Genomic DNA, 24,727 nt, shown 5'->3' on the forward strand with positions numbered 1-24,727 from the left:
GTTGAAGACGTATTCTCAATCACTGGTCGTGGTACTGTAGCATCAGGACGTATCGACCGTGGTACTGTTAAAGTCAACGACGAAGTTGAAATCGTTGGTATCCGTGACGACATCCAAAAAGCTGTTGTTACTGGTGTTGAAATGTTCCGTAAACAACTTGATGAAGGTCTTGCAGGGGATAACGTTGGTGTTCTTCTTCGTGGTATCCAACGTGATGAAATCGAACGTGGTCAAGTTCTTGCTAAACCAGGTTCAATCCACCCACACACTAAATTCAAAGGTGAAGTTTACATCCTTACTAAAGAAGAAGGTGGACGTCACACTCCATTCTTCAACAACTACCGTCCTCAATTCTACTTCCGTACAACTGACGTTACAGGTTCAATCGAACTTCCAGCAGGTACTGAAATGGTAATGCCTGGTGATAACGTTACTATCGACGTTGAATTGATTCACCCAATCGCCGTTGAACAAGGTACTACATTCTCAATCCGTGAAGGTGGACGTACTGTTGGTTCAGGTATCGTTTCAGAAATCGAAGCTTAATTTTAGTTAATTAATTAAGTTCCCAGATAACAATTATTAGTCAGATAGTAATTGTGGAAAGAGTCCCGTAAGGGGCTCTTTTTTTGCAATTTCTTTCATGATTATGTGTAAAAATCCCCTCGAACCTTTAAAAGATGCTGAAAATATGATAGAATAAGGGGGTAAATAAAAATAGAAGAGGTATGTGAAATGTCACGTAAACCATTTATCGCTGGTAACTGGAAAATGAACAAAAATCCAGAAGAAGCTAAAGCATTCGTTGAAGCAGTAGCTTCTAAATTGCCTTCATCAGAACTTGTTGAAGCTGGTATCGCAGCTCCTGCACTTGACCTTTCAACAGTTCTTGCTGCAGCTAAAGGTTCAAACCTTAAAGTTGCTGCTGAAAACTGCTACTTTGAAAACGCTGGTGCTTTCACTGGTGAAAACAGCCCTAAAGTATTGTCTGAAATGGGAACTGACTACGTTGTAATCGGTCACTCAGAACGTCGTGAATACTTCCACGAAACTGACGAAGATATCAACAAAAAAGCTAAAGCAATCTTTGCTAATGGTATGCTTCCAATCATCTGCTGTGGTGAAACTCTTGAAACTTACGAAGCTGGTAAAGCTGCTGAATTCGTAGGTGGACAAGTTTCAGCTGCTCTTGCTGGATTGTCAGAAGAACAAGTTTCTTCACTTGTTATTGCATACGAACCAATCTGGGCTATCGGTACTGGTAAATCAGCTAGCCAAGATGACGCACAAAAAATGTGTAAAGTAGTTCGTGACACAGTTGCAGCTGACTTCGGTCAAGCAGTAGCTGATAAAGTTCGCGTTCAATACGGTGGTTCAGTTAAACCTGAAAACGTTGCAGCTTACATGGCTTGCCCAGACGTTGATGGTGCCCTTGTTGGTGGTGCATCACTTCAACCAGAAAGCTTCCTTGCTCTTCTTGACTTTGTAAAATAATCAAGAATCATTGAAGTCATATTAAAAACTACTTGTCTTAGGACAGGTAGTTTTTTTGTACTAAAAAGGCTTAGAACCTATGTTCCAAGCCTTTGTCTTTTAATAACGTCTAAGAATTTTTTTGAGATTATGGATAAGTTTGTATTTGAGTGGGTGTGGGTAATAACGGAAGGTTCCCATTTTTCGAGTGATGTAGCCGTTATAGTTTTGTTTAAAGCGTAAAACGCCGTCAGAGCCATCGAATTCTCCAGTGATACCTAAGAGGTTATAGGTTGTAATACCACGCTTGATGGCTTCTAGCATGACGTATTCTTGTAAAAGAGCAGGTGCATAGAATTTATTAAACTCTGGGTAAGAACCTGAGAAGAGATAGACGGCTTCTTGTTTGGTATAAACAAAGAGGCTACCAGCTAAAATAACATTCTGTGAGCCGTATTTTTCAATAAAGACTTTAGCTTCAGCGATACGAGTGTCAAATGTAGCTGATTGACTTGATAGTTCACGCAATTGATTTTGTTTCTTTTCAGAACCGTTGTTATTTTCAATAGCTGAGCGAAGTTTTTCAATTCTTTGGTTAAGTTTTCCTTGATCGCTTTCAAGGTGTTGTAAATAATCTTGGAAATTAAGGGTTGCCACCATAAATTCACAAGAATCTCCAAAGCTATCATAGAAATCTTGGTAGTAGTCAAGAGACTTGTCTACATAATCTCTGCGGTTAGAAGTAGCAGAAGTAATTTTTTTGAAAAGTGGTAGCTCATCACGATCAAGTTTTCGTAACGTGATACCAAATGTTTTAGCTTTTTTGACAAGTGGGCGACCTTTTTTACTAAATGATTTTAACAAAGTCTTTTCAGTTAGGTCAGTCAAATCTTTGACGTAATGCCAATCAGGTTCACCACCGGGGTAACCTGTCAACAATCCATCGTGATGATAGCCTAGTGATAGGAAATCTTCTAGCAAAGCTGTATTAGCTTGGTCTGTTGGTTCACCATTGGTATCGAAATGTTGATAGGTGTCAAATGGTTTAACCAATAACTCGATAGCGCCGTTTTCTTTAGCATAAGCTTGAAGTTCTTGATAGAAAGCTTTCAAATAGATATGATTCCGAGAAGCAGGACCGGAATTGATTTCCATGTGAAGTCCACCAGCTACTGGCGTGCTATAAAGAACACCAGCGACTTGCAGTTCATCAGCTTCCTTTAATCCAAGATAAGTGACTTGGTAACCACGTTTTTCAAGCAAATCAGCCATTTCGACAGATTGCATGAATGATTTGTAATTGACAGTATTGCAAAAAGTCTCAAAAACTTTTTTATCGATAATCTCAAGAGACATTAATGGCCATTTCTCCTTTGTTTGCGAATGTTATAAGCCAAGTTTGATAGTTTGTAAAGTAAACCATTTACTGGGATGTTAAATTCACCAATAAATTCTTCGATTGTTGGGTTGAAGTTTGATTTGAATTTAGTTAAACCATCATCAAGTGTTCCTTCAACACCACCCATATTTGCCCAGATGATGCCATCAGCATAAGCATCTTCGAATACTTTTGGATAAAGGGAATATTGTGGGTAGAATTTCTTGAATTCATCATTCATACCAGCATAAAGCATTTCCATGACATTACCAAATGATACAGATAAGATACCTGCAATGATGAGTTCATCTGGGTATTTTTCAACAAATTCTTCAAACTCAGTAATGTATTTTGTAACAGAATTTTTTTGTTGTGTTAATTTTGTTAAACGTTTTTTCTGATGTTCAGCTGTTTCTGCCAAGTCTTTTTCGATTTGAGCAAGTTGCTCCTTGTATTCAGCTAAACGTTTTGGAAGATTTACTTTTGCTAAGTGAAGGTAAGCATCATCACCGTATGTTTCCATCATTTTGCGGAAGTAATCTTCGTTACGAAGGGCAACGCCTTTACGGTTTTCAGTAAGTGCTACGACATCAGCAAAGGCTTTTACATCATCTATTGTACCACGGCTAGTGATAACACCTCGGTGAATAGCGTCTTTCATCAAACGTTTTGTGTGTTTAGGGAAAGTTGATGTCATGTCTTCTTGTGTGTAGACGTTAGCTTGGAAGCGAGGTTGAATACTTTCAGCAATTGTTGTTGTGCGTCCAGTCCATTCGCAACCAGCTGCTTTCAAGTTGTCGATAGCAAGAAGTGTATCTTTGTTTTCATCAACTTCTTCACCGATTTTATATTGTTTTAATAACAATGCTGGATCCATTTTGATGAAAAGAGCACGTTTTGTTTTACCATATTTTTTAAGTGAGCCAATCACGAATGCTACGAGTTCTTTATCGCTGTAGTCCATGATTGGTCCACGAGGAATGTAAAGCATGGTAAAACCAAGTGGCAAAGCTTTGATAAGGACAGAAGCAGAAGCGACTAATTGATTATCTTTGTAGAAACCAATACGTTCATTGTCCCAGTTATCCTTGATTTTTGCCCAATTTGAAGATTGTAATAGATTAGTTTGATTACTTGCTTTCGCAAAATTATCGTGTTCTTCAGCTGAGATACCGATTTTATAGCTATACATTATTTTAAGACCCACTCTCTAAGGGCGTGTGCGACGCCACTTTCTTCGTTTGATTTTGTAATATATTTAGCAATTTCTTTAAGCTCAGGTGTACCATTTTCCATAACGACAGGGTTACCAACAGCTTCAAGCATGGCACGGTCGTTTTCAGCATCGCCGATGGCCATAGTTTGGTCAGGAGTAAGCCCCATTTTTTCAGCAAGGTGTTTGATGGCATTTCCTTTGCTGGCTTTTTTGTTCATGAATTCTAGGTAAAATGGTGTTGATTTAACAATCGTGTATTTATCGAAGAATTCTTGTGGAATTTTTTCGATGGCTGCATCGAGGATTTCAGGTTCGTCGATGAACATCATTTTAATAATTTCTTTATCGCCCATTTCTTCTGGAGTGCGGTAAAAAATTGGCATATTAACCAAACTTGATTCATGAACCGTGTATTTTCCAATGTTGCGGTTAGCAGTGAAAATTCCTTTTTTCGTGATAGCGTGCATGTGAACATCTAATTTACGGCTAAGGAACTCAATATCAAGATAGTCTTCATAGGTCATGGTTTCAGTGATAATATTTTCACCAGTTGACGTGTCTTGGACTAGCCCACCATTGAAGGTAATGACATAATCGCCTTCTTCTCTTAGGTTTAATTCGTTAAGAAGTGGCTGAACACCAGGAATTGGACGTCCAGTTGCGATAATGACCTTAACACCTTGTTTTTTAGCTTCTTGAACAGCTTCAAAAACCTCAGGCGTGACTTTACGGTCGTTGGTTAAAAGTGTGCCGTCGATGTCGACAGCGACTAATTTAATAGACATAAGGTTAGTTTACCCCTCCTAAAGAATCTCTACCTATATATCTTACTAAAAAGTGGCCTATTTGTCATGGGGGACACAAGGAATTCTAATAGGTACCGTTTTCATTTTAAAAATATAAAAGAAAAGGAGCAGGATATCCCTTTGACAAAACGTCTCAAGGTTTATCCTTATCTCCTTAATCATGAGATACAAAATGATCGTTTGCGATATAGCTCATAAATTCCTTTTTGGTGTGTGCAAATAAGTCATCTTCACTGAGCATTTCTTTTGGAAAATAAAAACGTCTATCTCCATAAATGGTGCCTGTCAAAGTTTTGACAATCGGTGAGATAGTTGATAATTCAACAACTGAACCATCTTTTTGAATCATGTTAATCTCAGTGCGAGGTTCTTTCTTTTCTGGGCGATAAATATCATAAGGCAGGTCAAAATTAACATGAATACCAGTGTAATACTCTGGATCAAAGCCAACAGATTTGACTAAGTCGACTAAGTGGCTCAATTCTTGACGTGATGCTTCTTCGAAAGTTACGGATTTAAAGACTTTTCGGTTAACAAAACGGCTTGCTAAATCAGCTAAAATATCATCTTCAGCAGTCATCCATGCTTGGAAATAAGTGTTCATTACACCATCATCTAGTGAAAGATAATCATGCAAGTTGGCATGATTAGCTAAAAATGGCATGAGGTTTGGTGATGTTCTTTCAAAGAAACGGCTATCAATCTGATAAAGATATTTAGCACGTTTTAAAAGATTTTGTAGCAGAACTTCCATTGCTCGGCTAGCTGGATGGAAGTAGACTTGCATGTACATTTGAAATCGGCTGACGATATAATCTTCAACAGCGTGCATGCCATTGTATTCAAAAACAATACCATCTTTTGTTGGTCGAATAACTCGTAGAATACGTGTTAAATCAAATTGACCGTAGTTAGCGCCACTATAGTAAGAGTCACGTAAAAGATAATCCATTCGGTCACAATCGATTTGACTTGAGATGAGTTGCACCACTTGTTTATTGTGATAAGTGTGGTTAATAACGCTAGCGACTTTTTCAGGAAAATCTGGTGAAACACGACGTAAGATAGCATTGACTTCTGTATCAGGGCTAGTGATGATTTCTTGAGTAATAGCTTCGTGATCAGTGTCAAAAAGCTTTTCAAAAGTGTGTGAGTAAGCACCATGCCCAACATCATGCAGGAGCGCAGCTACCATAGTTAAGAGATTTTCATTTGAATCCCAGATATCTGGAAATTTAGCATCAAAAATCTCAGTAACTCGTCTAGCAATCTCATAAACACCTAAGCAGTGTGAAAAACGACTGTGCTCTGCAACATGGAAGGTAAATACAGTTGTCGAGACTTGCTTGACGCGACGTAGGCGTTGAAATTCTTTACTATTAATGAGGTCATAAATGACCGGATGATTGACAGTTATATAATTGTGAACAGGGTCACGAAATACTTTTTCATTCATAGTTTCATTATAACAAAAATGCCAAAAATAATATTGGCTTAACTCTTAAAAGGTTTATGTTTACGAAAGTTAAAAAATTGCTTATAATGGAGCTTATGACAAATGAACTTATTTTACGTTTAATCCAACTTTTTTTGGTATTCCTAATCGTTTGGGTTTTGGGAAATATCTTTTATCATGCCAAAAAAAATAAGATTAATTTAAAGGAAAAATTCTGGACAGGACTATGGATTGGTTACTTGACAGATTTATTAGATACATTAGGAATTGGGACTTTTGCTACAAGCACAGCCCTTTTTAAAGCGACAAAGTTAATAAAGGATGACAAGCAGATACCTGCAACCTTATCGACAGCACACGTTATTCCGGTATTGATTGAGGCGCTTTGCTTTATCACGATTGTTAAGGTAGAGTTGCCAACTTTACTGACAATGGCTACAGCCTCATTTGCAGGAGCTTTCGTTGGTACACGAATCACAAAAAATTGGGATACGCGTCGTGTTCAAAGAGTGCTCGGAATTTTGTTGATTGTTGCTGCCTTTATCATGGTTTATCGTATGATTGTTAATCCAGGAGCTGGTATGAGTGATGGTGTTCATGGCCTTCACGGTATCTGGCTTGTGCTTGGGATTGCTTTTAATTTCACAATTGGTATTTTGATGACGATGGGACTTGGTAATTACGCTCCTGAGTTGATTTTCTTTTCAATGCTTGGGATTAATCCGTCGATTGCCCTTCCAGTGATGATGCTTGATGCAGCTGTTATTATGTCGGCAAGTACGACAGATTTTATTAAATCTGGACGTGTGAATTGGCCAGGAGTTCTTGGAATTATTATTGGTGGTTCTTTTGGGGTATTGACTGCGGCGTTTTTCCTCAGTCAGCTTGATATTAATAATTTTAAAGTTCTTATTATTTTCATTGCTATCTTTACAGGAACAAGTTTGCTTCGTTCATCTGCTATTAAGCGCTAGAATAGCGTTATTATTGGCTTTACGAAGGAAGAATTGGTATAATTTTAGAGAAAGGAAGAAGCTTACATTAAATGAAACTTCATATTAAGAATAAAATTGATTTAGATGGACAAGTTGAGTTAGTTGAGCAATCATACCCAGTCAAATTAACAGAAAAAAATGGTCATATTTACCTGACTTATACCAATGAAGAAAAAGAAACGGTTATGCTAAAATGCAATGACCAAGAATTGATTATGACACGCTATTCAAATCCAAAATCAATCATGCGTTTTCATCGTGAAATTCCAGCTGTAGTTGCTATTCCAACTCCTGTTGGATTACAACATTTACAAACAAAAACAAGCGTTTATGAATTGGATGAAACTAAGCAAAATCTAAAAATTCATTATCAACTAAAACAGCTTGAAGGAGATAGTGTTTTTGCCAATTATCAACTAGAAATCAAATGGTTGTAAGCATAAACAAAGCTTGATATATAAGGCTTTGTGACTAATGTGTTTAGTTGACAAACTTTTTAAAAATTGATATGATTACTCTGTATTCAAGGGAGTAGCAGACGGGTAAATCCCGTGACATGGTCGTCATTACGAAAGAAATTTCCGGCCATGTCTTAAACAGCGAGACTTGTTTTAAAAAAACAGGTCTCTTTTTCTATAGAGGAGACCATAGGAGGAAGCTATTTTGTCTAAAGAACAAAGTAAAGCTCTGTTTTATACACAGAGCAAAGATGAAACATTGGAAACTCTAAATTCATCACGTGAAGGTTTGTCTACAGCAGAAGCTCAAAAACGCTTGGACGAATACGGTCACAACGAACTTGATGAAGGTGAGAAACGTGGCTTGCTAGCTAAGTTTATTGACCAGTTCAAGGACTTGATGATTATTATCTTGTTGGTTGCAGCAGCACTTTCTGTCATCACAGAAGGTATGCACGGTTTAACTGATGCTTTGATTATTTTAGCCGTTGTTATTTTGAATGCGGCATTTGGTGTTTACCAAGAAGGTCAAGCAGAAGCGGCGATTGAAGCTCTTAAAGATATGTCAAGTCAAATCGCTCGTGTCCGTCGTGATGGTCATGTAGTGGAAATTGATTCACGTGAATTGGTTCCTGGTGATATTGTCATGCTTGAAGCTGGTGATGTTGTTCCAGCTGATATGCGACTTTTAGAAGCAGCATCATTGAAAATTGAAGAAGCTGCTCTTACAGGTGAATCAGTTCCAGTTGAAAAAGATTTGTCAGTTGAAGTACCAGCTGATGCAGGAATCGGCGACCGTGTAAACATGGCTTACCAAAACTCAAACGTTACTTACGGACGAGGTGTTGGTGTCGTTGTTAATACAGGTATGTACACTGAAGTTGGTAAAATTGCTGACATGCTTGCCAACGCTGATGAAACAGATACACCACTTAAACAAAGTTTGAACCAATTGTCTAAAGTATTGACATACTTGATTGTTGGTATCGCTGCTGTTACTTTCCTTATCGGTGTTTTTGTTCGAGGAGAAGCTCCACTTAATGGTTTGATGGTTGCCGTAGCACTTGCTGTGGCTGCTATCCCAGAAGGACTTCCAGCCATTGTGACAATTGTCTTGTCAATGGGAACAACAACACTTGCTAAACGTAATTCAATTGTTCGTAAATTACCAGCTGTTGAAACACTTGGTTCTACAGAAATCATTGCATCAGATAAAACTGGTACATTGACAATGAACCAAATGACAGTTGAAAAAGTTTACACAAACGGAAAATTGCAAAGCTCTGCCAGCGAGATTGCATCTGACAATAACACACTTCGTGTTATGAACTTTGCAAATGATACAAAAATCGATCCAAATGGTAAATTGATTGGTGACCCAACTGAAACAGCACTTGTTCAATTTGGTCTTGATCACAGCTTTGACATTCGTGAAGTGTTGAAAGCAGAACCACGTGTGGCTGAATTGCCATTTGATTCTGATCGTAAGTTGATGTCAACTATCCACAAAGAAGCTGACGGAAAATATTTTGTCGCTGTTAAAGGTGCGCCTGACCAACTTCTTAAACGTGTGACTCGTATCGAAGAAAATGGTCAAGTTCGCGACATCACTGCAGCAGAAAAAGAAGCTATTCTTAATGTCAATAAAGACCTTGCCAAACAAGCACTTCGTGTTTTGATGATGGCTTACAAATATGTTTCTGAAGTTCCAAATCTTGAATCAGAAATTGTTGAAGCTGATTTGATTTTCTCAGGTCTTGTCGGAATGATTGACCCAGAACGTCCAGAAGCTGCTAAAGCTGTAGCAGTTGCTAAAGAAGCTGGTATTCGTCCAATCATGATTACTGGTGACCACCAAGATACAGCGGAAGCTATTGCCAAACGCCTTGGTATCATCGAAGATGACGGTGAAGACCATGTCTTTACAGGTGCTGAACTAAATGAATTGTCTGATGAAGAATTCCAAAAAGTCTTCAAACAATACTCAGTTTATGCGCGTGTATCTCCTGAACACAAAGTTCGTATCGTTAAAGCATGGCAAAATGAAGGTAAGGTTGTTGCCATGACTGGTGATGGTGTTAACGATGCGCCATCACTTAAAACAGCTGATATCGGTATTGGTATGGGTATCACAGGTACTGAAGTATCTAAAGGTGCTTCAGACATGGTCCTTGCTGATGATAACTTTGCAACTATTATCGTTGCGGTTGAAGAAGGACGTAAAGTCTTCTCTAACATTCAAAAATCAATTCAATACCTCCTTTCAGCCAACATGGCAGAAGTATTTACAATCTTCTTTGCTACTTTATTTGGTTGGGATGTTCTTCAACCAGTTCACCTTCTTTGGATTAACTTGGTAACTGATACACTACCAGCGATTGCACTTGGTGTTGAACCTGCTGAACCAGATGTGATGACTCACAAACCTCGTGGTCGTAAATCAAACTTCTTTGATGGTGGTGTTATGGGAGCCATTATCTATCAAGGTATCTTCCAAACATTGCTTGTTTTAGGTGTCTATGCTTGGGCATTGATGTTCCCAGAACATGCTTCAAATCGCATGATGCACGAAGATGCGTTGACAATGGCATTTGCAACACTTGGTCTTATCCAGTTGCTTCATGCCTTTAACGTAAAATCTGTTTACCAATCAATTTTCACTGTTGGTGCATTCAGAAATAGAACCTTTAACTGGGCAATTCCAGTAGCCTTCCTTCTTTTGATGGTGACTATTGCAGTTCCTGGATTTAACCAACTCTTCCATGTATCACACTTGAGTGTTACTCAATGGTTGGCTGTTATTGTGGGAAGTCTATTGATGGTTGTTCTTACAGAAATTGTAAAAGCTATTCAACGTTTACTTGGACAAGATGAAAAAGCAATTTAGTGTAAATAGATAGGCTAGGACAAAATTCCTCAACCTCTTTATTTACGTAGTTAGAATATGCAAAACGCAGTGGTTAAGTGGGTTCTAATGCGTTGATAAATCAACTTTTACAACCCTACTTAACTTTGCGGGAGTGGGACGACGAAATCGAATTTCTTTGAAATTACCGATTTCTGTCCCACTCCCTTTTTTTACTTTCTGAAAATCTTTGCAACGTTTTATGATAGAATAGTTCGGGGAGGCTTTTATGATTAAAGCAGTTATATTTGATATGGATGGTGTTTTATTTAACACTGAGAATTTTTATTTTGAACGTAGAGAAGCATTTCTAGGAAGTAAAGATATTTCGATTAAACATTTGCCACCAAAATTTTTCGTAGGTGGTCGTATGGATCAATTCTGGGAAAAAATTCTTGGGGACAAGATTTCAGACTACGATACCAAAGCTTTAGAAGCAGAATATACAGCTTATAAGAATGTTCATCGACCAGATTATAGTCAGTTAGTTTTTTCAGATGCTAAAACAGTCCTAGCTGATTTAAAAGCTAAGGGATATGTTTTAGCGCTTGCTTCAAATACAGTGCGAGAAGATGTTGAACGAGCTTTGACAAAATGTGGTTTGATTGAGTTTTTCACTTATATTTTAACAGGTGATGACTTCAAAGAAGGAAAACCAAATCCAGCGATTTACAACGCTGCTTGTGCGAAATTAGGATTCGATAAAGAAAACATTGTTATCATTGAAGATAGTCAAAAAGGAATTCAGGCTGGTGTAGCAGCAGGTGTTAGAGTGATTGCTATCCGTGATAAAGTGTTTGGTATTGATCAGTCTCAGGCAAGTCTTTTAGTTGATAATTTAACAGAAGCATCGTTTGTCATTGAAAAAGAAGCTTAGGGTGATACTGTTAACGTATTGAATCAACAATAGGCTATGAAAGCTATTTGCTACTAATGGTATCGAATAGCAATTTTATAGGCTTTATGTTAAAATAAGAAGGCAGTAGAGAAAATCTATAGAGGCTTAGAAGATGTTAAGTTTAGCCCTTTGTAGATTTAATCAGTGAGTCTTGTAAAATGTGCAATTGCTTTGCTCGTTTAACGAACTTAATATCTTAAATAAAGGAGTTATCTCATGGAAGTGGCTGAAATCCGCCAAAAAATAGTAGAAAATCAAGAGAAGTTGACTAGCTTCAGGAGGTCTCTTTGACTTAGATCGTTTGGAAGAAGACATTGCACTTCTTGAAAACAAAATGACTGAGCCAGATTTTTGGAATGATAATATTGCAGCGCAGAAAACATCTCAAGAACTAAATGGTTTGAAACAAACCTACGAAACATTTAACCAAATGCAAGAACTCTCTGATGAAACAGAGCTTTACTTGGAAATGTTAGACGAAGATGATTCTGTTCAAGCAGATTTAGAAGAAAGTCTTGAAAAACTTGATAAAATCATGACAGGTTATGAAATGACTCTTCTATTATCAGAACCTTATGACCGTAACAACGCCATCTTGGAAATTCACCCAGGATCAGGTGGTACTGAAGCTCAAGACTGGGCTGATATGCTTTTCCGTATGTACACTCGTTATGGAAATGCCAAAGGCTTTAAAGTTGAAACCCTTGACTATCAGGCTGGTGATGAAGCTGGAATTAAATCAGTAACTCTTTCTTTTGAAGGTCCAAATGCTTATGGACTTTTGAAATCTGAAATGGGGGTTCACCGTTTGGTTCGTATTTCACCATTTGATTCAGCTAAACGTCGTCACACATCATTTTCTTCTGTCGAAGTAATGCCAGAATTGGATGATACGATTGAAGTTGAAATTCGTGATGATGATATCAAGATGGATACTTTCCGTTCAGGTGGTGCTGGTGGACAAAACGTCAACAAGGTTTCAACCGGTGTCCGTTTGACTCACATTCCAACAGGTATTGTTGTTGCATCTACAGTTGACCGTACGCAATACGGTAACCGTGATCGCGCAATGAAAATGTTGCAAGCAAAACTCTATCAATTAGAGCAAGAGAAAAAGGCGCAAGAAGTGGATGCTCTTAAAGGTGATAAAAAAGAAATCACTTGGGGAAGCCAAATCCGCTCATACGTCTTCACTCCATATACAATGGTTAAAGACCACCGTACTGGATATGAAGTTGCTCAAGTTGATAAAGTCATGGATGGTGACATTGATGGTTTCATCGATGCTTTCTTGAAATGGCGTATTGATTAACTCGAAAGTAAAATTTTAGGATAACAAAATCGTAAAGGAAAATACACATGGCATTAATTGAAATGAAAGGTGTAACTAAAAAGTATCACCGCTCAACAACTGCTTTGAGAGACATTAATGTGTCCGTCAACCCAGGTGAATTTGTTTATATTGTTGGTCCTTCTGGTGCCGGTAAATCAAGTTTCATTAAATTGCTTTACCGCGAAGAAAAAGTGTCTGCTGGGACACTTAAAGTCGGGGAATTTAACCTTACAAAAATGAAAAAACGTCAAATTCCAATTTTGCGCCGTAGCATTGGGGTTGTCTTCCAAGACTACAAACTTCTTCCTAAAAAGACAGTTTTTGAAAATGTTGCCTATGCAATGCAAGTTATTGGTGAAAAACCACGTGAAATCAAAAAACGTGTTCCAGAAGTTCTTGAATTAGTTGGCCTTAAACATAAAATGCGTTCATTCCCAGATCAACTATCTGGTGGTGAACAACAACGTGTGGCAATTGCGCGTGCAATCGTCAATAATCCAAAGGTTTTGATTGCTGACGAACCAACTGGTAACCTTGACCCAGAAATTTCTTGGGAAATCATGCAATTGTTAGAACGTATTAACCTTCAAGGGACAACAGTTCTAATGGCAACTCACAATAAACAAATCGTTGATAATCTTCGCCATCGCGTTATCGCTATCGAAGAAGGACGTATTGTTCGCGATGAAGAGGAAGGAGAATACGGATATAATGATTAGAAACTTTTTCCGCCACTTATGGGAATCCATTAAAAGTTTGAAACGTAACATTTGGATGACCATTGCTTCAGTTAGTTCAGTTGCGATTACTTTAACTTTGGTTGGTATTTTCGCTGCTGTATTGATGAATGTTGAGAAAATTGCTCAAGGTATTGAAAAAAATATCCAAATTAATGTTTACTTGGATGTTAACTCAGCTGATAACTCAGAAACAAAAACAAATGAAGTTGGTGAAACAGTTCAAAACGATGCTTTCCACCAAGTTTATGACCAAATTGATGCTCTTTCTGGTGTTAAATCTGTCAAATTCTCAAGTAAAGATGAGCAATTAGCCAAATTAAAAGAAACTTACGGTGATGATTGGGCAATGTTTGATGGTGACTCAAACCCATTGCAAGATGTCTACGTTGTAGAAGCAACATCAGCTGCTAAAGTTAAAAAAATAGCTAATAAGATTTCTAAAATTGAAGGCGTTGAATCTGTCGATTACGGTGGATCAAACTCGGATCAACTTTTCAAAGTGTCTAAATTTATCCGTACATGGGGATTTGCCGGAACAGTTCTTTTGGTTATCGTAGCTATCTTCTTGATTTCAAATACAATCCGCATGACAATTATGTCTCGTCATCGTGACATTGAAATTATGCGTTTGGTTGGTGCTAAAAATTCTTATATCCGTGGCCCATTCTTCTTTGAAGGTGCTTGGGTAGGATTACTTGGAGCAATTGTACCATCAATTGTTATCTACTTTGCTTACAAAGCTGTTTATGCATCAGTTAATCCACAATTTGAAGTACAAGGTTTAACATTGTACCCTGCTGATTCATTCCTTCCAATGATTATTGGTGGTATGTTCTTAGTTGGAATTCTTATTGGATCTCTTGGTTCAGTTATTTCAATGAGACGTTATCTTAAAATTTAACATAGAAAAACAACTTCTGACTTTCAGAAGTTGTTTTTTAATTAATAAAGCTTGAAATAGCTGTAGCAATTTCTTTTTCTTGTTCTTTTTGAGAAATATTTGCTTTTCCGTCTTTTGCTTGGTGACCATAATCTCCAAATTCGCTGTGATTACCTCCAGAGATATTGACGTATTTTGTATCTTGCGGAAGTCTCTTTTTAGCTTTGTTATACTGGTTCCATTTAAGGATTTTATCTTTGCTAGCTGTGATTGAGAGAACTTTTAGCTTGTCTTTTGATAAGTCTGTTTTCTCACTTGGATAGCTTGCAAGAAGAATTAAACCAGTAACGTCTGTTTTGGCTGCATCAGCGTTCATGCAGGCAACAACGCCACCTAGTGAGTGCCCAGCGAGGTAGACATTTTTTAAGTTTTTTTCTTTGATGACGGCTAAAGCTTTTTTACTCGATAGCACAGGTAGATTTAGGGGTGTTTTCAAGATGTAAACATTATATCCTGATTCGGTTAAATCATTTGCTAAATTAGCGTAGGCTTTTTCCTCAACGAGAGCACCTTGGTAAAAGATAATAGTTGCTTTTGCGCTTCCTTTACTTTCAAAGAGTAGATAGTCTTTTGTGATTTCAGCGGATTTAGCAGCTGCCATAGAACTTTGATGCGCATGGTAGGTTTTATAACGAATAAAACCTAGGCCTAGAACAAGCAGAGTTGTTAAACAAACTAAAAAGTAGAGTAGATATTTTTTAAGTTTTTTCATAGTGTGTTAAAATACGGGTTAAAATTCTTTTCATGTGCAATAGACGTTTCACGACCATGACCAGGGTATACGGTGAAGTGATTTGGAAGACTAAAGAGTTCAGTTTTGATACTATTTAGTAATTGTTCTGCGTTTCCAGTTGGCAAATCAGTTCGTCCAATAGTTTCTCTAAAGAGAGCATCGCCGGTAAGAACCAGTTCATCATCAGGAAAGACTAGAGAAACACTTCCCCAAGAGTGCCCGGGAGTTTGACGTACTTGAAAACGAAAATCAGCAATGGCATAATCGTCTTGGTATTGGAAGTGATGTTCAGCTGGTTTTAAAACCACATCATCCATATCAGCATGTCGGTCTAAACCTGAAAAGTTATCTTTAGGTGAGTAAAGCCAAGATGCTTCTTTTTCTGAAATGTAGACTGGTGGCTGTCCAAAAGCATCACGAATGACATCAAGTCCCATGATGTGGTCATAATGCGCATGAGTAATCAAGATTGCTGCTACAGGTTTATCAAGGGTGGTAATCTTTTCTTTAATTTTGTCGGTATCACTACCTGGGTCAACAACAATGATAGCTTGATCATTGACCAATAAGTAAGTATTTTCACGTGCAACGTGGTTTAATAGTCTATAAATCTTCATAGAAAAAGTGTATCAAAAAAATCTTTAAAAGTCATATAATGTCTTTTCTCAAAAGGGCTTTTTTCAATATCTTATTTTTAGGATAGGTGAATGTGGGTCTTAAAAATGGTATAATCTATATGTTATGATGCAAGTTAATTCTCAAAAATATGCTGTTGTGGACTTGGAGGCAACGGGTGCTCACGCAATGGCTGAAATTATTCAGGTTGGCATTGTCATTATTGAAAATAATCAGATTGTGAAGACCTATCAGACGGATGTTAATCCGCACGAAGCTTTGTCTGAACACATTATTCATTTAACAGGAATCACTGATGAGCAATTGGCTAAGGCGCCAGATTTTTCACAAGTTGCTCAAGAGATTTATCACTTGATTTCAGATTGTGTCTTTGTTGCTCACAATGTGAAATTTGATGCCAATCTTTTAGCAGAAAAATTATTCTTAGAAGGCTACGAATTGCGTACGCCGCTTGTTGATACGGTTGAGTTATCACAAGTTTTTTATCCGACTCTTGAAAAATACACGCTAGGTCATTTAGCCGAAGTTTTACAACTTGATTTGACTGATGCTCACACAGCGATTTCTGATGCTTATGCAACAGCTCAGCTATTGTTGAAGCTAAAAGAAAAAATGGAGAGTTTGCCAAAAGAACTTTTAGAGCAGTTATTACCGCTATCAGATAATCTTTTATTTGAAACAGGAATGTTAGTCAAAGAGAGTTTTAAAAAGGCAAAAGTCATGTCAAAAAAAGATTACCAAGAAGTTGGAGGTCTTATTTTACGACGTGATAAGGCTATTGGTAGTGAACGTAAGTTATCAGAAGACTTTGACCTTAATATGGCTCTTTTGGGTTTAGATGCCCGTAAGAAACAAAGCCAATTTGCTCAAATGGTTAAAGATGATTTTCAATCACCAAAAGTGTCATTTTTAGAAGCGCAGGCTGGTCTTGGAAAGACTTATGGTTACCTTTTACCTCTTTTGCAGATGGTTCAAGATGAGCAAATCATTGTTTCTGTACCAACTAAGATTTTGCAAGATCAGATTATGGCTAATGAAGCTCAGCGAATTCAAGAAGTCTTTCATATTCCTTGTCAGTCAATTAAAGGTCCTGGAAATTATATTAAGCTAGATACTTTTGCAGAAAGCTTGCATAGAGAAGGGGATAATCGTCTGGTGAATCGCTACAAGATGCAGTTGCTTGTCTGGTTGACTGAGACCTTAACGGGGGATTTAGACGAAATTAGACAAAAACAACGTTTTGAAACCTTCTTCGAACAAATTAAGCACGATGGTAACTTGAGTGAAAAATCACTTTATAAAGATGTTGATTTCTGGAATCGTACTTATGAAAATGCTAAGCACAGCAAACTTTTAATCATTAATCATGCCTACTTTTTAGAACGTGTCCAAGATGATAAAGCCTTTGCGGCTAAAAAAGTTTTGGTTTTCGATGAAGCTCAAAAATTAATTCTGAATTTGGAACAATTTTCACGCCGTCGTGTTAACGTGACGCAATTGGTGCAAAAACTTGAAAAACAATTGGACGCTGCTTTACCAACGCTTGAAAAACGCTTAATTGAAAGTCTGTCTTTCCAATTAAGTCATCTTGCCACACGTTTTTATCAACATCAAGAAACTTATGTGACAACAGAAGATGCTCATCGTATTGAGCAAGCTGCAAAAGAATTAGTGGCTATTAATCCTGAGTGGCGATACATTTGCTTGGAAGATGTATTAGCTTTATTTGCACAGCCATTTACAGATTTTTGGTTTGAGACAAGTTATGAAAATGAGAAGCGTCAAACGTACCTCAATGCAAGTAGTGATGAGCTTTTGAATTTCAGCGAATTTTTACCGGAAACACGCAAGACTTACATGGTTTCTGCAACATTACATATTAGTCCTCAAGTTAGCTTAGCTGATTTACTAGGATTTGAGCAATATCACTATATGAGCATTGAACGTGATAAGCAAGAGTCACAGCGTATTTGGATTGATGAGGAAATGCCAAATGTTGCTGAGATTTCTGATGAAGAGTACGCTAAAGTAATCGCAGAGCGAATTTATCAGATTAGGCAATTAGATGAACAGATGTTAGTGCTGTTTAATTCTAAAAAAGCTATGCTCGATGTTTCTGACCTTCTAGATGAGATGGAACTTCACCACTTAGCACAGGAGAAAAATGGGACAGCTTATAATGTTAAACGTCGTTTCGAACGCGGTGAAAGTCACATTCTTCTTGGAACGGGAGCGTTCTGGGAAGGCGTAGACTTTGTTCAATCAGATAAAATGATTGAAGTGATTACACGTTTACCATTTGAAAATCCTAAAGATTTATTCGTTCAGAAAATTAGCAATCACCTGCTTGCTCAAGCAAAGTCACCATTTAATGATTATTCCCTACCTTTAGCGATTTTGAAACTAAAACAGGCTATTGGAAGGACTATGAGACGCAACAATCAACGTTCGGCTGTGCTTTTACTAGACTCAAGAATTTTAACAAAATCGTACGGAAAAATAATTAGTGATGCTTTAGCTGAAGAATTTTACATTTCTCATCAAAAATTTTCAAAGAGTCTCACTGAAATAAAGAATTTTCTGCTATAATAAAAGGGATAAACAAAAAGGGAGAAGTAAATGAAAAAATTAACTCCAGTAAAACAATATTTACTTGGTTTTAGCTTGATTTTATTAGTTCTCTTGATTTCTGCTGCATCTGTTTTGGATTTGGCGATACAGCCAAGACAGAGAGCAGAAAAATTGGCGACCCAAGTAGCCATTGAAAAAGCTGACTTAGTTAAAACGTCTTCTGTTGACCTTTATAATGGTTCTAAGACATACTATAGTGTTTTTGGAACGACAGCATCAGGCGAACAGAAGATTGTCGCTGTCGGTGAAGACAATGGTAAGGTATTTGTTTATTCTGTAAATGATGGGATTAGTCGTAAACAAGCTGAGCAAGTAGCAGCAGCAAATGGAGCGACTGGTATTTCAAAAGTCGTTTACGGAATTGATGGTAAGACCCCTATTTGGGAAGTTACAGCTACTGATGGTTATTATCTTGTGAATTTTGAAACAAGTGAGCTCGTGAAGAAGGAGGGCATATGACAAACTTATCAAATCGCGTGTTGAACATGAAAGAAAGTGTGACTTTAGCAGCAAGTGCGCGTGCCAAAGCCTTGAAAGCACAAGGTCGTGATATTCTATCACTAACTTTGGGAGAACCTGATTTTGTAACTCCTAAGAATATCCAAGATGCTGCAATTGAAGCTATTCAAAATGGTAAAGCTAGCTTTTATACTGTTGCTTCTGGACTTCCAGAATTGAAGGATGCTATTAATACCTACCTGGAAAATTTCTACGGTTATTCAGTTAATCGTAATCAAGTCGTTGTAGCGACAGGTGCAAAATACATTCTTTATACTTTCTTTACAACTGTTCTTAATCCAGGCGATGAAGTTATTATCCCAACACCATGTTGGGTGTCTTATGTCGATCAAGTTAAAATGGTTGATGGTGTTCCGGTGACAGTTGCAACAACCGAAGCAAATGATTTTAAAGCTACTGTAGAACAACTTGAAGCTGCTCGTACAGATAAAACAAAAGTTCTTTTATTGAATTCACCATCTAATCCAACTGGTATGATTTACAGCCGTGATGAATTAGAAGCAATTGGTAATTGGGCTGTTGAACACAATATCTTAATCTTGGCAGACGATATTTATGGTCGTTTGGTATATAATGGAAATGAATTCACACCAATTTCATCAATTTCTGAAGCAATCAGAAATCAAACAGTTGTTGTAAATGGTACATCAAAAACTTATGCTATGACTGGTTGGCGTGTTGGTTTTGCGGTTGGTAATGAAGAAATCATCTCTGGAATGTCAAAAGTTATCAGCCAAACAACATCTAACTTGACTGCTGTTTCACAATATGCAGCAATTGAAGCTCTTACAGGACCACAAGATTCTATTGAAGACATGCGTCAAGCATTCGAAGAACGTCTTAATACAATCTACCCATTACTTTGTGAAGTTCCTGGGTTTGAGGTTATCAAACCTCAAGGTGCTTTCTACCTTTTCCCTAACGTGAAAAAAGCAATGGAAATGAAAGGTTACACTGACGTCACTGCCTTTACAACTGCTATTCTTGAAGAAGCAGAAGTTGCTCTTGTTACTGGTGCTGGGTTTGGTGCTCCTGAAAATGTTCGTTTGAGCTATGCAACTGATTTGGATACTTTAAAAGAAGCTGTAAGACGCTTGAAAGCCTTTATGGAAAAATAAGATGTCCAAAAAGCGAAAACTTATTATTGCATTAGTTGCTTTTTCAGGAATCGTTGCAGTTGGACTTGGCATTCATTTTAAACCAAATTCTCCAGAATTAACCAAACTGGGGGATTACTCAATTACTTCTAAAGGCATGCGTTTTGAAATTGACTTGGCTAGCAATAGTACGACTGGTTATACTTGGACTGCTAGTGGCGTGGATAAGAATAACTGTAGTTTAGATGACATTTTTTATCAATCTTATCCAAGTAAAGATAATCGACTAGGTTCTTCTGGCTACAGTCGTGTTACAGGAAGAGTTAAAAAAGCTGGTCAGCAAGAATTTGATTTAACGTATTGTCAAAATTGGGACGGAGGTAAGAAGGAGATGACTTACCACGTTACTATCAGTAGCTCTAAAACTAAAATTAATAAGATTAAACTGACAAAAGTGTCAGAGTAATATTTGAAAAGAGGAATTATGTCTAAAGATTACGTATCAATTATTGATGTTAAAAATCATGTTGGTGAAGAAGTCACAATTGGGGCTTGGGTAGCTAACAAATCAGGAAAAGGAAAAATTGCTTTCTTACAACTTCGTGACGGGACAGCATTCTTCCAAGCAGTCGCTTTCAAACCAAACTTTATTGAAAAATATGGTGAAGAAGAAGGAACTGAAAAATTCAACACAATTAAACACCTTAGCCAAGAAACTTCTATCCTTATCACTGGTATCGTTAAAGAAGATTCACGTTCAAAATTTGGTTACGAACTTGATGTGACAGATCTTAAAATTGTAGGTCACTCAGAAGATTACCCAATCACTCCAAAAGAACACGGTACTGACTTCCTTATGGATCACCGTCACTTGTGGTTGCGTTCTCGTAAACAAATGGCTATCATGCAAATCCGTAACGCTATCATCTACGCTACATATGAATTCTTTGATAAAAATGGTTTCATTAAATTTGATAGCCCAATCTTGTCTGGAAATGCTGCTGAAGATTCAACAGAATTATTTGAAACAGACTACTTCGGTACACCTGCTTACTTGAGTCAATCAGGTCAATTGTACCTTGAAGCTGGAGCTATGGCTCTTGGTCGTGTCTTTGATTTTGGTCCTGTATTCCGTGCTGAAAAATCAAAAACTCGTCGTCACTTGACCGAGTTCTGGATGATGGATGCTGAATATTCATTCCTTTCACATGAAGAATCTCTTGATCTTCAAGAAGCTTATGTTAAAGCTCTTATCCAAGGTGTTCTTGACCGTGCTCCACAAGCCCTTGAAATCTTGGAACGTGACGTTGATTTGCTTAAAAAATACATTGCAGAACCATTCAAACGTGTTTCTTACGATGATGCTATTGATCTTCTTCAAGAACACGAAAATGATGAAGATGCTGATTATGAACACCTAGAACACGGTGATGACTTCGGTTCACCACATGAAACTTGGATTTCAAACTACTTTGGTGTACCAACATTTGTTATCAACTACCCAGCAAGCTTCAAAGCCTTCTACATGAAACCAGTTCCTGGTAACCCAGAACGCGTCTTGTGTGCTGACCTTCTTGCACCAGAAGGATACGGAGAAATCATCGGTGGTTCTGTTCGTGAAGATGACTACGATACACTCGTTGCTAAAATGGACGCTCTTGGTATGGATAAATCAGAATATGAATTCTATCTTGACCTTCGTAAATATGGTTCAGTACCACACGCTGGATTTGGTATTGGTATCGAACGTATGGTAACATTCGTAGCTGGAACTAAACACATCCGTGAAGCTATTCCATTCCCACGTATGCTACACCGCATTAAACCTTAGAAATAAAAAATACAAAAAGCCTGAACGTTTGAAGTTTAGGCTTTTTAAGTTTATTTAAGAAAGCTTTGCTAAAATCCTCCTTAGGAGAGGTGATTAACATGATAACTTATATCGCGAAAATTACCTTTTTTGATAAGACATTTTGTATTACACTAGACCTAAAAAAAGTCTCACATTCACTCTTAGAACAAATTAAACGACAAGTAGGTTTAGTTAAGCATGATTTAGATGCTTGGCAAGAAGCTTTTTCTGATACGGTTGACAGACTATCAGGCGAGATATTTTTCTGTAACACGTTTTTTATCAGAATTTTGCAGGAGCATTTTTCGGATTTGGGAAAGCACGAAGCAATTGCTTCAATTACTTGCCAGACTTTAAAATAAGATAAAAAGACCAGCTTGTTAAAAGCTGGTCTTTATGTGTCTTTACCCTTTAGCAGCCACAAGGTTTGGTGCAAAGGTTTTAAGAGATTTGATAATGGCAAATACTAGGATAAGGCTGATAAGGCGATCAGCGTAGTCAGTAATGGCTTGTACTAAGACGAGGCTTGCTGTCATATCAATGCCAAGACCATGTAGAACTTGTGCTAAGATTCCTGAGCCACTTGAGGTGATACCATGGAAAAGAATCACTGTGATACTTGATGATACAATGGTTCCAGGAAGTGAGACAAGAAGACTTTTCCAGATTAAATCTCTTGATTTACTTGTTTCTTTAACAAGGAAACCAGTGATAAAAGCAGCAACAATGGCAACAGGTGCGAAGTAGATAGCAAAGATATCAGTTGTCATCCAACTAATTAGTGCGCTAATAATAGCAGCACCAGCACCTAACCATGGTCCAAGGACCACAGCAACCAATAAAGTTCCAATCATGTCAAGGTAGATTGGTAAGCGCAGAAAGAGTGCAATGTTTGCACCAATGTAGTTAATAGCAATGGCGATTGCCATAAATGAAATAAGTCGAGTAGATGATTGTTTCATAATTTAACTTTCTAACTGTAGATTTTTAAGATCATCTTGAATGATGTCTTTTTGTGCATCTAAAAGTACGGTTAGAAAATCTTGCCAGAATAAAGCTGGGGTTACTTGCGTTAGGATTGTGCTATTTTTAGGCTTGTGGTAAAAATCATATTGGTCCACGACTGTTTGACCAAGAGCGATACCATCTGTTACAACGTCAGTGTAAGCATCGAATCCAGAACAAACGTCGCTATTAACGAAGTATGCTAGGGCTAATGGATCATTGATGACACAGCCGATAATATGTTCGTATTCCCAATGAAAATCAAAGTAAAATCGAGTAATTTTAGAAATGAATGCTGTCATTTCAGCGTTAATACGATTCATATATTCTAAATGATTAGGTGTTAAAACAATATGACGTGTAACATCAAGTCCAACCATTTCAACCTTACGTCCTAATTGCTCAAAAGTGATTTGTGCGGCATGAGGGTCACACCAGTAATTATATTCAGCGACTGGTGAACAGTTGCCGTGTGATTTGAAATTGCCTCCCATGCTGACAAAACGATGGCAGTTTTTGCCGAGTTCTGGATTAATCTCAAGTGCTTTAGCGATATTAGTCAAAGGACCAAGCGCGATGATAGAAGTGTTTTGAGGTTTTTTAAAGTAATCTGCTAAAAACTGTTCTGCTGATTTTTCTTGAACGCAAGGCGTATGCTTGAGCTCAAAATCATTTTCCCCGAGACCATCCATACCATGTGTGTCTTGGGCAGAAACATAGTCGCGTTTTAAAGGGGCATCAGCACCTTTGTAGACTGGGATGTCTAGACGATTGAGAAGTTCTAAGCTTGTAAAAGCATTTTTTATGCCAAAATCTGTTGGGCAATTTCCAGCGACAATGGTAATAGCAACAACTTCCAATTCAGGATGTTTTAAAGCATAAAGTAGTGCTAGAGTATCGTCGATACCTGGATCACAATCGATAATAATTTTTTGTTTGGTCATTTTGTCCTCCTTTCCCAAGAAATTTTTATAGAAAATAAAAAATAGCCTTGTTTTATAAAAAACAAAGCCACTCAAAAAGACGCTCTATAAGAGCTTGTCAATTGATAGATAGCTAGTTTTTTATTCTGGGAGTTTTCGAACCAGTCCAAAAGTAGTACTTTTGATTATGCACGCCTTCTATTATATAAACAAATCGCCTTTTTGTAAATATTTGAAAATAAATGCATTTTTATTTATCAATATGTTTCAATTTTCAGAATATTTTGTTATAATAATCCTAATCTATTTGAGAGAAGGTGAAAATTTATGGCGAAAACAATTCATACGGACAAAGCGCCAGCAGCAATTGGTCCTTACGTTCAAGGAAAAGTTGTTGGTAACTTCCTTTTTGCTTCAGGCCAAGTTCCTTTGTCACCTGAAACAGGCGAAGTTATTGGTACAAGCATTCAAGAACAAACCAAACAAGTCCTTAAAAATATTTCTGCTATTTTAGCAGAAGCAGGTACTGATTTTGACCATGTGGTCAAAACAACATGTTTCTTAAGTGACATGGATGACTTTGTTCCATTTAATGAAGTGTACGCTACGGCCTTTAAAGCTGATTTCCCAGCGCGCTCTGCTGTTGAAGTTGCTCGTTTGCCAAAAGACGTCAAGGTAGAAATTGAAGTCATCGCTTATCTCGACTAGATGTTCTCTTAATATTATTTGACAC

Annotated in this window: 24 protein-coding genes and 1 riboswitch; of the genes, 16 read left to right on the top strand and 8 right to left on the bottom strand. The window is 37.5% G+C overall.

All coding sequences use genetic code 11. The features are described from left to right. Positions 1 to 546, top strand: a 546-nt coding sequence (locus B4D49_RS03280) for an EF-Tu/IF-2/RF-3 family GTPase (RefSeq protein ID WP_286783162.1), incomplete at its 5' end; no start/stop codon positions are given. Positions 547 to 735: 189 nt separating this feature from the next. Further along, complete coding sequence (tpiA, locus tag B4D49_RS03285) at positions 736 to 1,494, top strand: triose-phosphate isomerase (protein ID WP_009854602.1); 759 nt, start codon at positions 736 to 738, stop codon at positions 1,492 to 1,494. A gap of 99 nt (positions 1,495 to 1,593) precedes the next feature. On the opposite strand, the gene B4D49_RS03290 is transcribed toward tpiA, so the two are convergent. The 4 genes from B4D49_RS03290 to B4D49_RS03305 form a co-directional block, all read right to left on the bottom strand. Beyond that, on the bottom strand, positions 1,594 to 2,829 hold the full coding sequence (locus B4D49_RS03290; RefSeq protein WP_286783163.1) for an aminoacyltransferase: 1,236 nt from the start codon (positions 2,827 to 2,829) through the stop codon (positions 1,594 to 1,596). Continuing rightward, positions 2,829 to 4,043 carry an aminoacyltransferase gene (locus tag B4D49_RS03295; RefSeq protein ID WP_286783164.1) on the bottom strand — a complete coding sequence of 405 codons (1,215 nt, stop codon included), beginning with the start codon at positions 4,041 to 4,043 and terminating at the stop codon, positions 2,829 to 2,831. The genes B4D49_RS03290 and B4D49_RS03295 overlap by 1 nt, the downstream gene beginning before the upstream one ends. Next, positions 4,043 to 4,852: a sugar-phosphatase gene (gene yidA / locus B4D49_RS03300; protein WP_286783165.1), complete on the bottom strand. Its 810-nt coding sequence runs from the start codon at positions 4,850 to 4,852 to the stop codon at positions 4,043 to 4,045. The genes B4D49_RS03295 and yidA overlap by 1 nt, the downstream gene beginning before the upstream one ends. Before the next feature lie 175 nt (positions 4,853 to 5,027). Next, the gene (locus tag B4D49_RS03305) at positions 5,028 to 6,329 is read right to left on the bottom strand and encodes an HD domain-containing protein (RefSeq protein WP_286783166.1); all 1,302 of its coding nucleotides are present in this window, start codon (positions 6,327 to 6,329) and stop codon (positions 5,028 to 5,030) included. 95 nt (positions 6,330 to 6,424) lie between these two features. Between B4D49_RS03305 and B4D49_RS03310 the strand changes: the two genes are divergently transcribed. From B4D49_RS03310 to ftsX, 7 genes are all read left to right on the top strand, one after another. Then, on the top strand, positions 6,425 to 7,303 hold the full coding sequence (locus B4D49_RS03310) for a sulfite exporter TauE/SafE family protein (protein ID WP_165941974.1): 879 nt from the start codon (positions 6,425 to 6,427) through the stop codon (positions 7,301 to 7,303). Positions 7,304 to 7,374: 71 nt separating this feature from the next. Continuing rightward, a complete protein-coding gene (locus B4D49_RS03315; protein WP_286783167.1) occupies positions 7,375 to 7,761 on the top strand; it encodes a DUF1934 domain-containing protein in 387 nt (128 codons plus the stop codon). A 226-nt stretch (positions 7,762 to 7,987) separates the two neighbouring features. Next, positions 7,988 to 10,669 (top strand): cation-translocating P-type ATPase, encoded by a 2,682-nt coding sequence (locus B4D49_RS03320; RefSeq protein ID WP_039691707.1) that lies wholly within the window; start codon positions 7,988 to 7,990, stop codon positions 10,667 to 10,669. A gap of 247 nt (positions 10,670 to 10,916) precedes the next feature. Then, positions 10,917 to 11,564: an HAD family hydrolase gene (locus B4D49_RS03325; RefSeq protein WP_132868945.1), complete on the top strand. Its 648-nt coding sequence runs from the start codon at positions 10,917 to 10,919 to the stop codon at positions 11,562 to 11,564. A 237-nt stretch (positions 11,565 to 11,801) separates the two neighbouring features. Continuing rightward, positions 11,802 to 12,897, top strand: a protein-coding gene (gene prfB, locus B4D49_RS03330; protein WP_132868944.1) for a peptide chain release factor 2 whose coding sequence is annotated in 2 segments (ribosomal slippage) — positions 11,802 to 11,873 and positions 11,875 to 12,897 — 1,095 coding nt in all. Because the reading frame shifts where the segments join, the coding sequence is not laid out codon by codon here. 47 nt (positions 12,898 to 12,944) lie between these two features. Further along, entirely contained in the window at positions 12,945 to 13,637 is a 693-nt protein-coding gene (ftsE, locus tag B4D49_RS03335) for a cell division ATP-binding protein FtsE (protein WP_074481476.1), read from the top strand. Further along, positions 13,630 to 14,559 carry a permease-like cell division protein FtsX gene (ftsX, locus tag B4D49_RS03340; RefSeq protein WP_132868943.1) on the top strand — a complete coding sequence of 310 codons (930 nt, stop codon included), beginning with the start codon at positions 13,630 to 13,632 and terminating at the stop codon, positions 14,557 to 14,559. Before ftsE ends, ftsX begins: the two co-directional genes overlap by 8 nt. A gap of 37 nt (positions 14,560 to 14,596) precedes the next feature. Here the strand turns inward: ftsX and B4D49_RS03345 are convergent, their stop codons facing one another. Together B4D49_RS03345 and B4D49_RS03350 are read right to left on the bottom strand one after the other, a co-directional pair. Next, positions 14,597 to 15,310 carry an alpha/beta hydrolase gene (locus B4D49_RS03345; protein WP_286783168.1) on the bottom strand — a complete coding sequence of 238 codons (714 nt, stop codon included), beginning with the start codon at positions 15,308 to 15,310 and terminating at the stop codon, positions 14,597 to 14,599. After that, a complete protein-coding gene (locus B4D49_RS03350) occupies positions 15,307 to 15,948 on the bottom strand; it encodes an MBL fold metallo-hydrolase (RefSeq protein ID WP_286783169.1) in 642 nt (213 codons plus the stop codon). Before B4D49_RS03350 ends, B4D49_RS03345 begins: the two co-directional genes overlap by 4 nt. Before the next feature lie 124 nt (positions 15,949 to 16,072). Here B4D49_RS03350 and B4D49_RS03355 point away from each other — a divergent pair, with 124 nt between their 5' ends. The 6 genes from B4D49_RS03355 to B4D49_RS03380 all read left to right on the top strand — a co-directional run bounded on the left by B4D49_RS03355 (position 16,073) and on the right by B4D49_RS03380 (position 22,428). Next, positions 16,073 to 18,556, top strand: a complete 2,484-nt coding sequence (locus B4D49_RS03355) for a bifunctional DnaQ family exonuclease/ATP-dependent helicase (protein WP_286783170.1) — start codon at positions 16,073 to 16,075, stop codon at positions 18,554 to 18,556. A gap of 30 nt (positions 18,557 to 18,586) precedes the next feature. Beyond that, positions 18,587 to 19,057: a DUF5590 domain-containing protein gene (locus B4D49_RS03360; protein WP_286783171.1), complete on the top strand. Its 471-nt coding sequence runs from the start codon at positions 18,587 to 18,589 to the stop codon at positions 19,055 to 19,057. Then, a complete protein-coding gene (locus B4D49_RS03365; protein ID WP_286783172.1) occupies positions 19,054 to 20,235 on the top strand; it encodes a pyridoxal phosphate-dependent aminotransferase in 1,182 nt (393 codons plus the stop codon). The genes B4D49_RS03360 and B4D49_RS03365 overlap by 4 nt, the downstream gene beginning before the upstream one ends. Position 20,236: 1 nt before the next feature. Beyond that, positions 20,237 to 20,680, top strand: coding sequence for a protease inhibitor I42 family protein (locus B4D49_RS03370; RefSeq protein ID WP_158914234.1), 444 nt, complete (start codon positions 20,237 to 20,239; stop codon positions 20,678 to 20,680). A gap of 18 nt (positions 20,681 to 20,698) precedes the next feature. Next, positions 20,699 to 22,045, top strand: coding sequence for an asparagine--tRNA ligase (gene asnS / locus B4D49_RS03375; protein WP_204983072.1), 1,347 nt, complete (start codon positions 20,699 to 20,701; stop codon positions 22,043 to 22,045). 98 nt (positions 22,046 to 22,143) lie between these two features. Further along, positions 22,144 to 22,428 (top strand): hypothetical protein, encoded by a 285-nt coding sequence (locus B4D49_RS03380; RefSeq protein WP_132869782.1) that lies wholly within the window; start codon positions 22,144 to 22,146, stop codon positions 22,426 to 22,428. Positions 22,429 to 22,470: 42 nt separating this feature from the next. On the opposite strand, the gene B4D49_RS03385 is transcribed toward B4D49_RS03380, so the two are convergent. Beyond that, positions 22,471 to 23,028: an ECF transporter S component gene (locus B4D49_RS03385; RefSeq protein ID WP_132869783.1), complete on the bottom strand. Its 558-nt coding sequence runs from the start codon at positions 23,026 to 23,028 to the stop codon at positions 22,471 to 22,473. Positions 23,029 to 23,031: 3 nt separating this feature from the next. Further along, positions 23,032 to 24,015 carry a nucleoside hydrolase gene (locus tag B4D49_RS03390; protein WP_286783173.1) on the bottom strand — a complete coding sequence of 328 codons (984 nt, stop codon included), beginning with the start codon at positions 24,013 to 24,015 and terminating at the stop codon, positions 23,032 to 23,034. A gap of 106 nt (positions 24,016 to 24,121) precedes the next feature. Beyond that, a riboswitch (PreQ1 riboswitch) is annotated at positions 24,122 to 24,165 on the bottom strand. Between the two features lie 156 nt (positions 24,166 to 24,321). On the opposite strand from B4D49_RS03390, the gene B4D49_RS03395 reads away from it, so the two are divergent. Then, complete coding sequence (locus B4D49_RS03395; RefSeq protein WP_006532694.1) at positions 24,322 to 24,702, top strand: RidA family protein; 381 nt, start codon at positions 24,322 to 24,324, stop codon at positions 24,700 to 24,702. Positions 24,703 to 24,727 lie beyond the last annotated feature (25 nt).

The organism is Streptococcus sp. UBA4344, from assembly GCF_002393675.1.
Classification (GTDB): Bacteria; Bacillota; Bacilli; order Lactobacillales; family Streptococcaceae; genus Streptococcus; species Streptococcus vicugnae.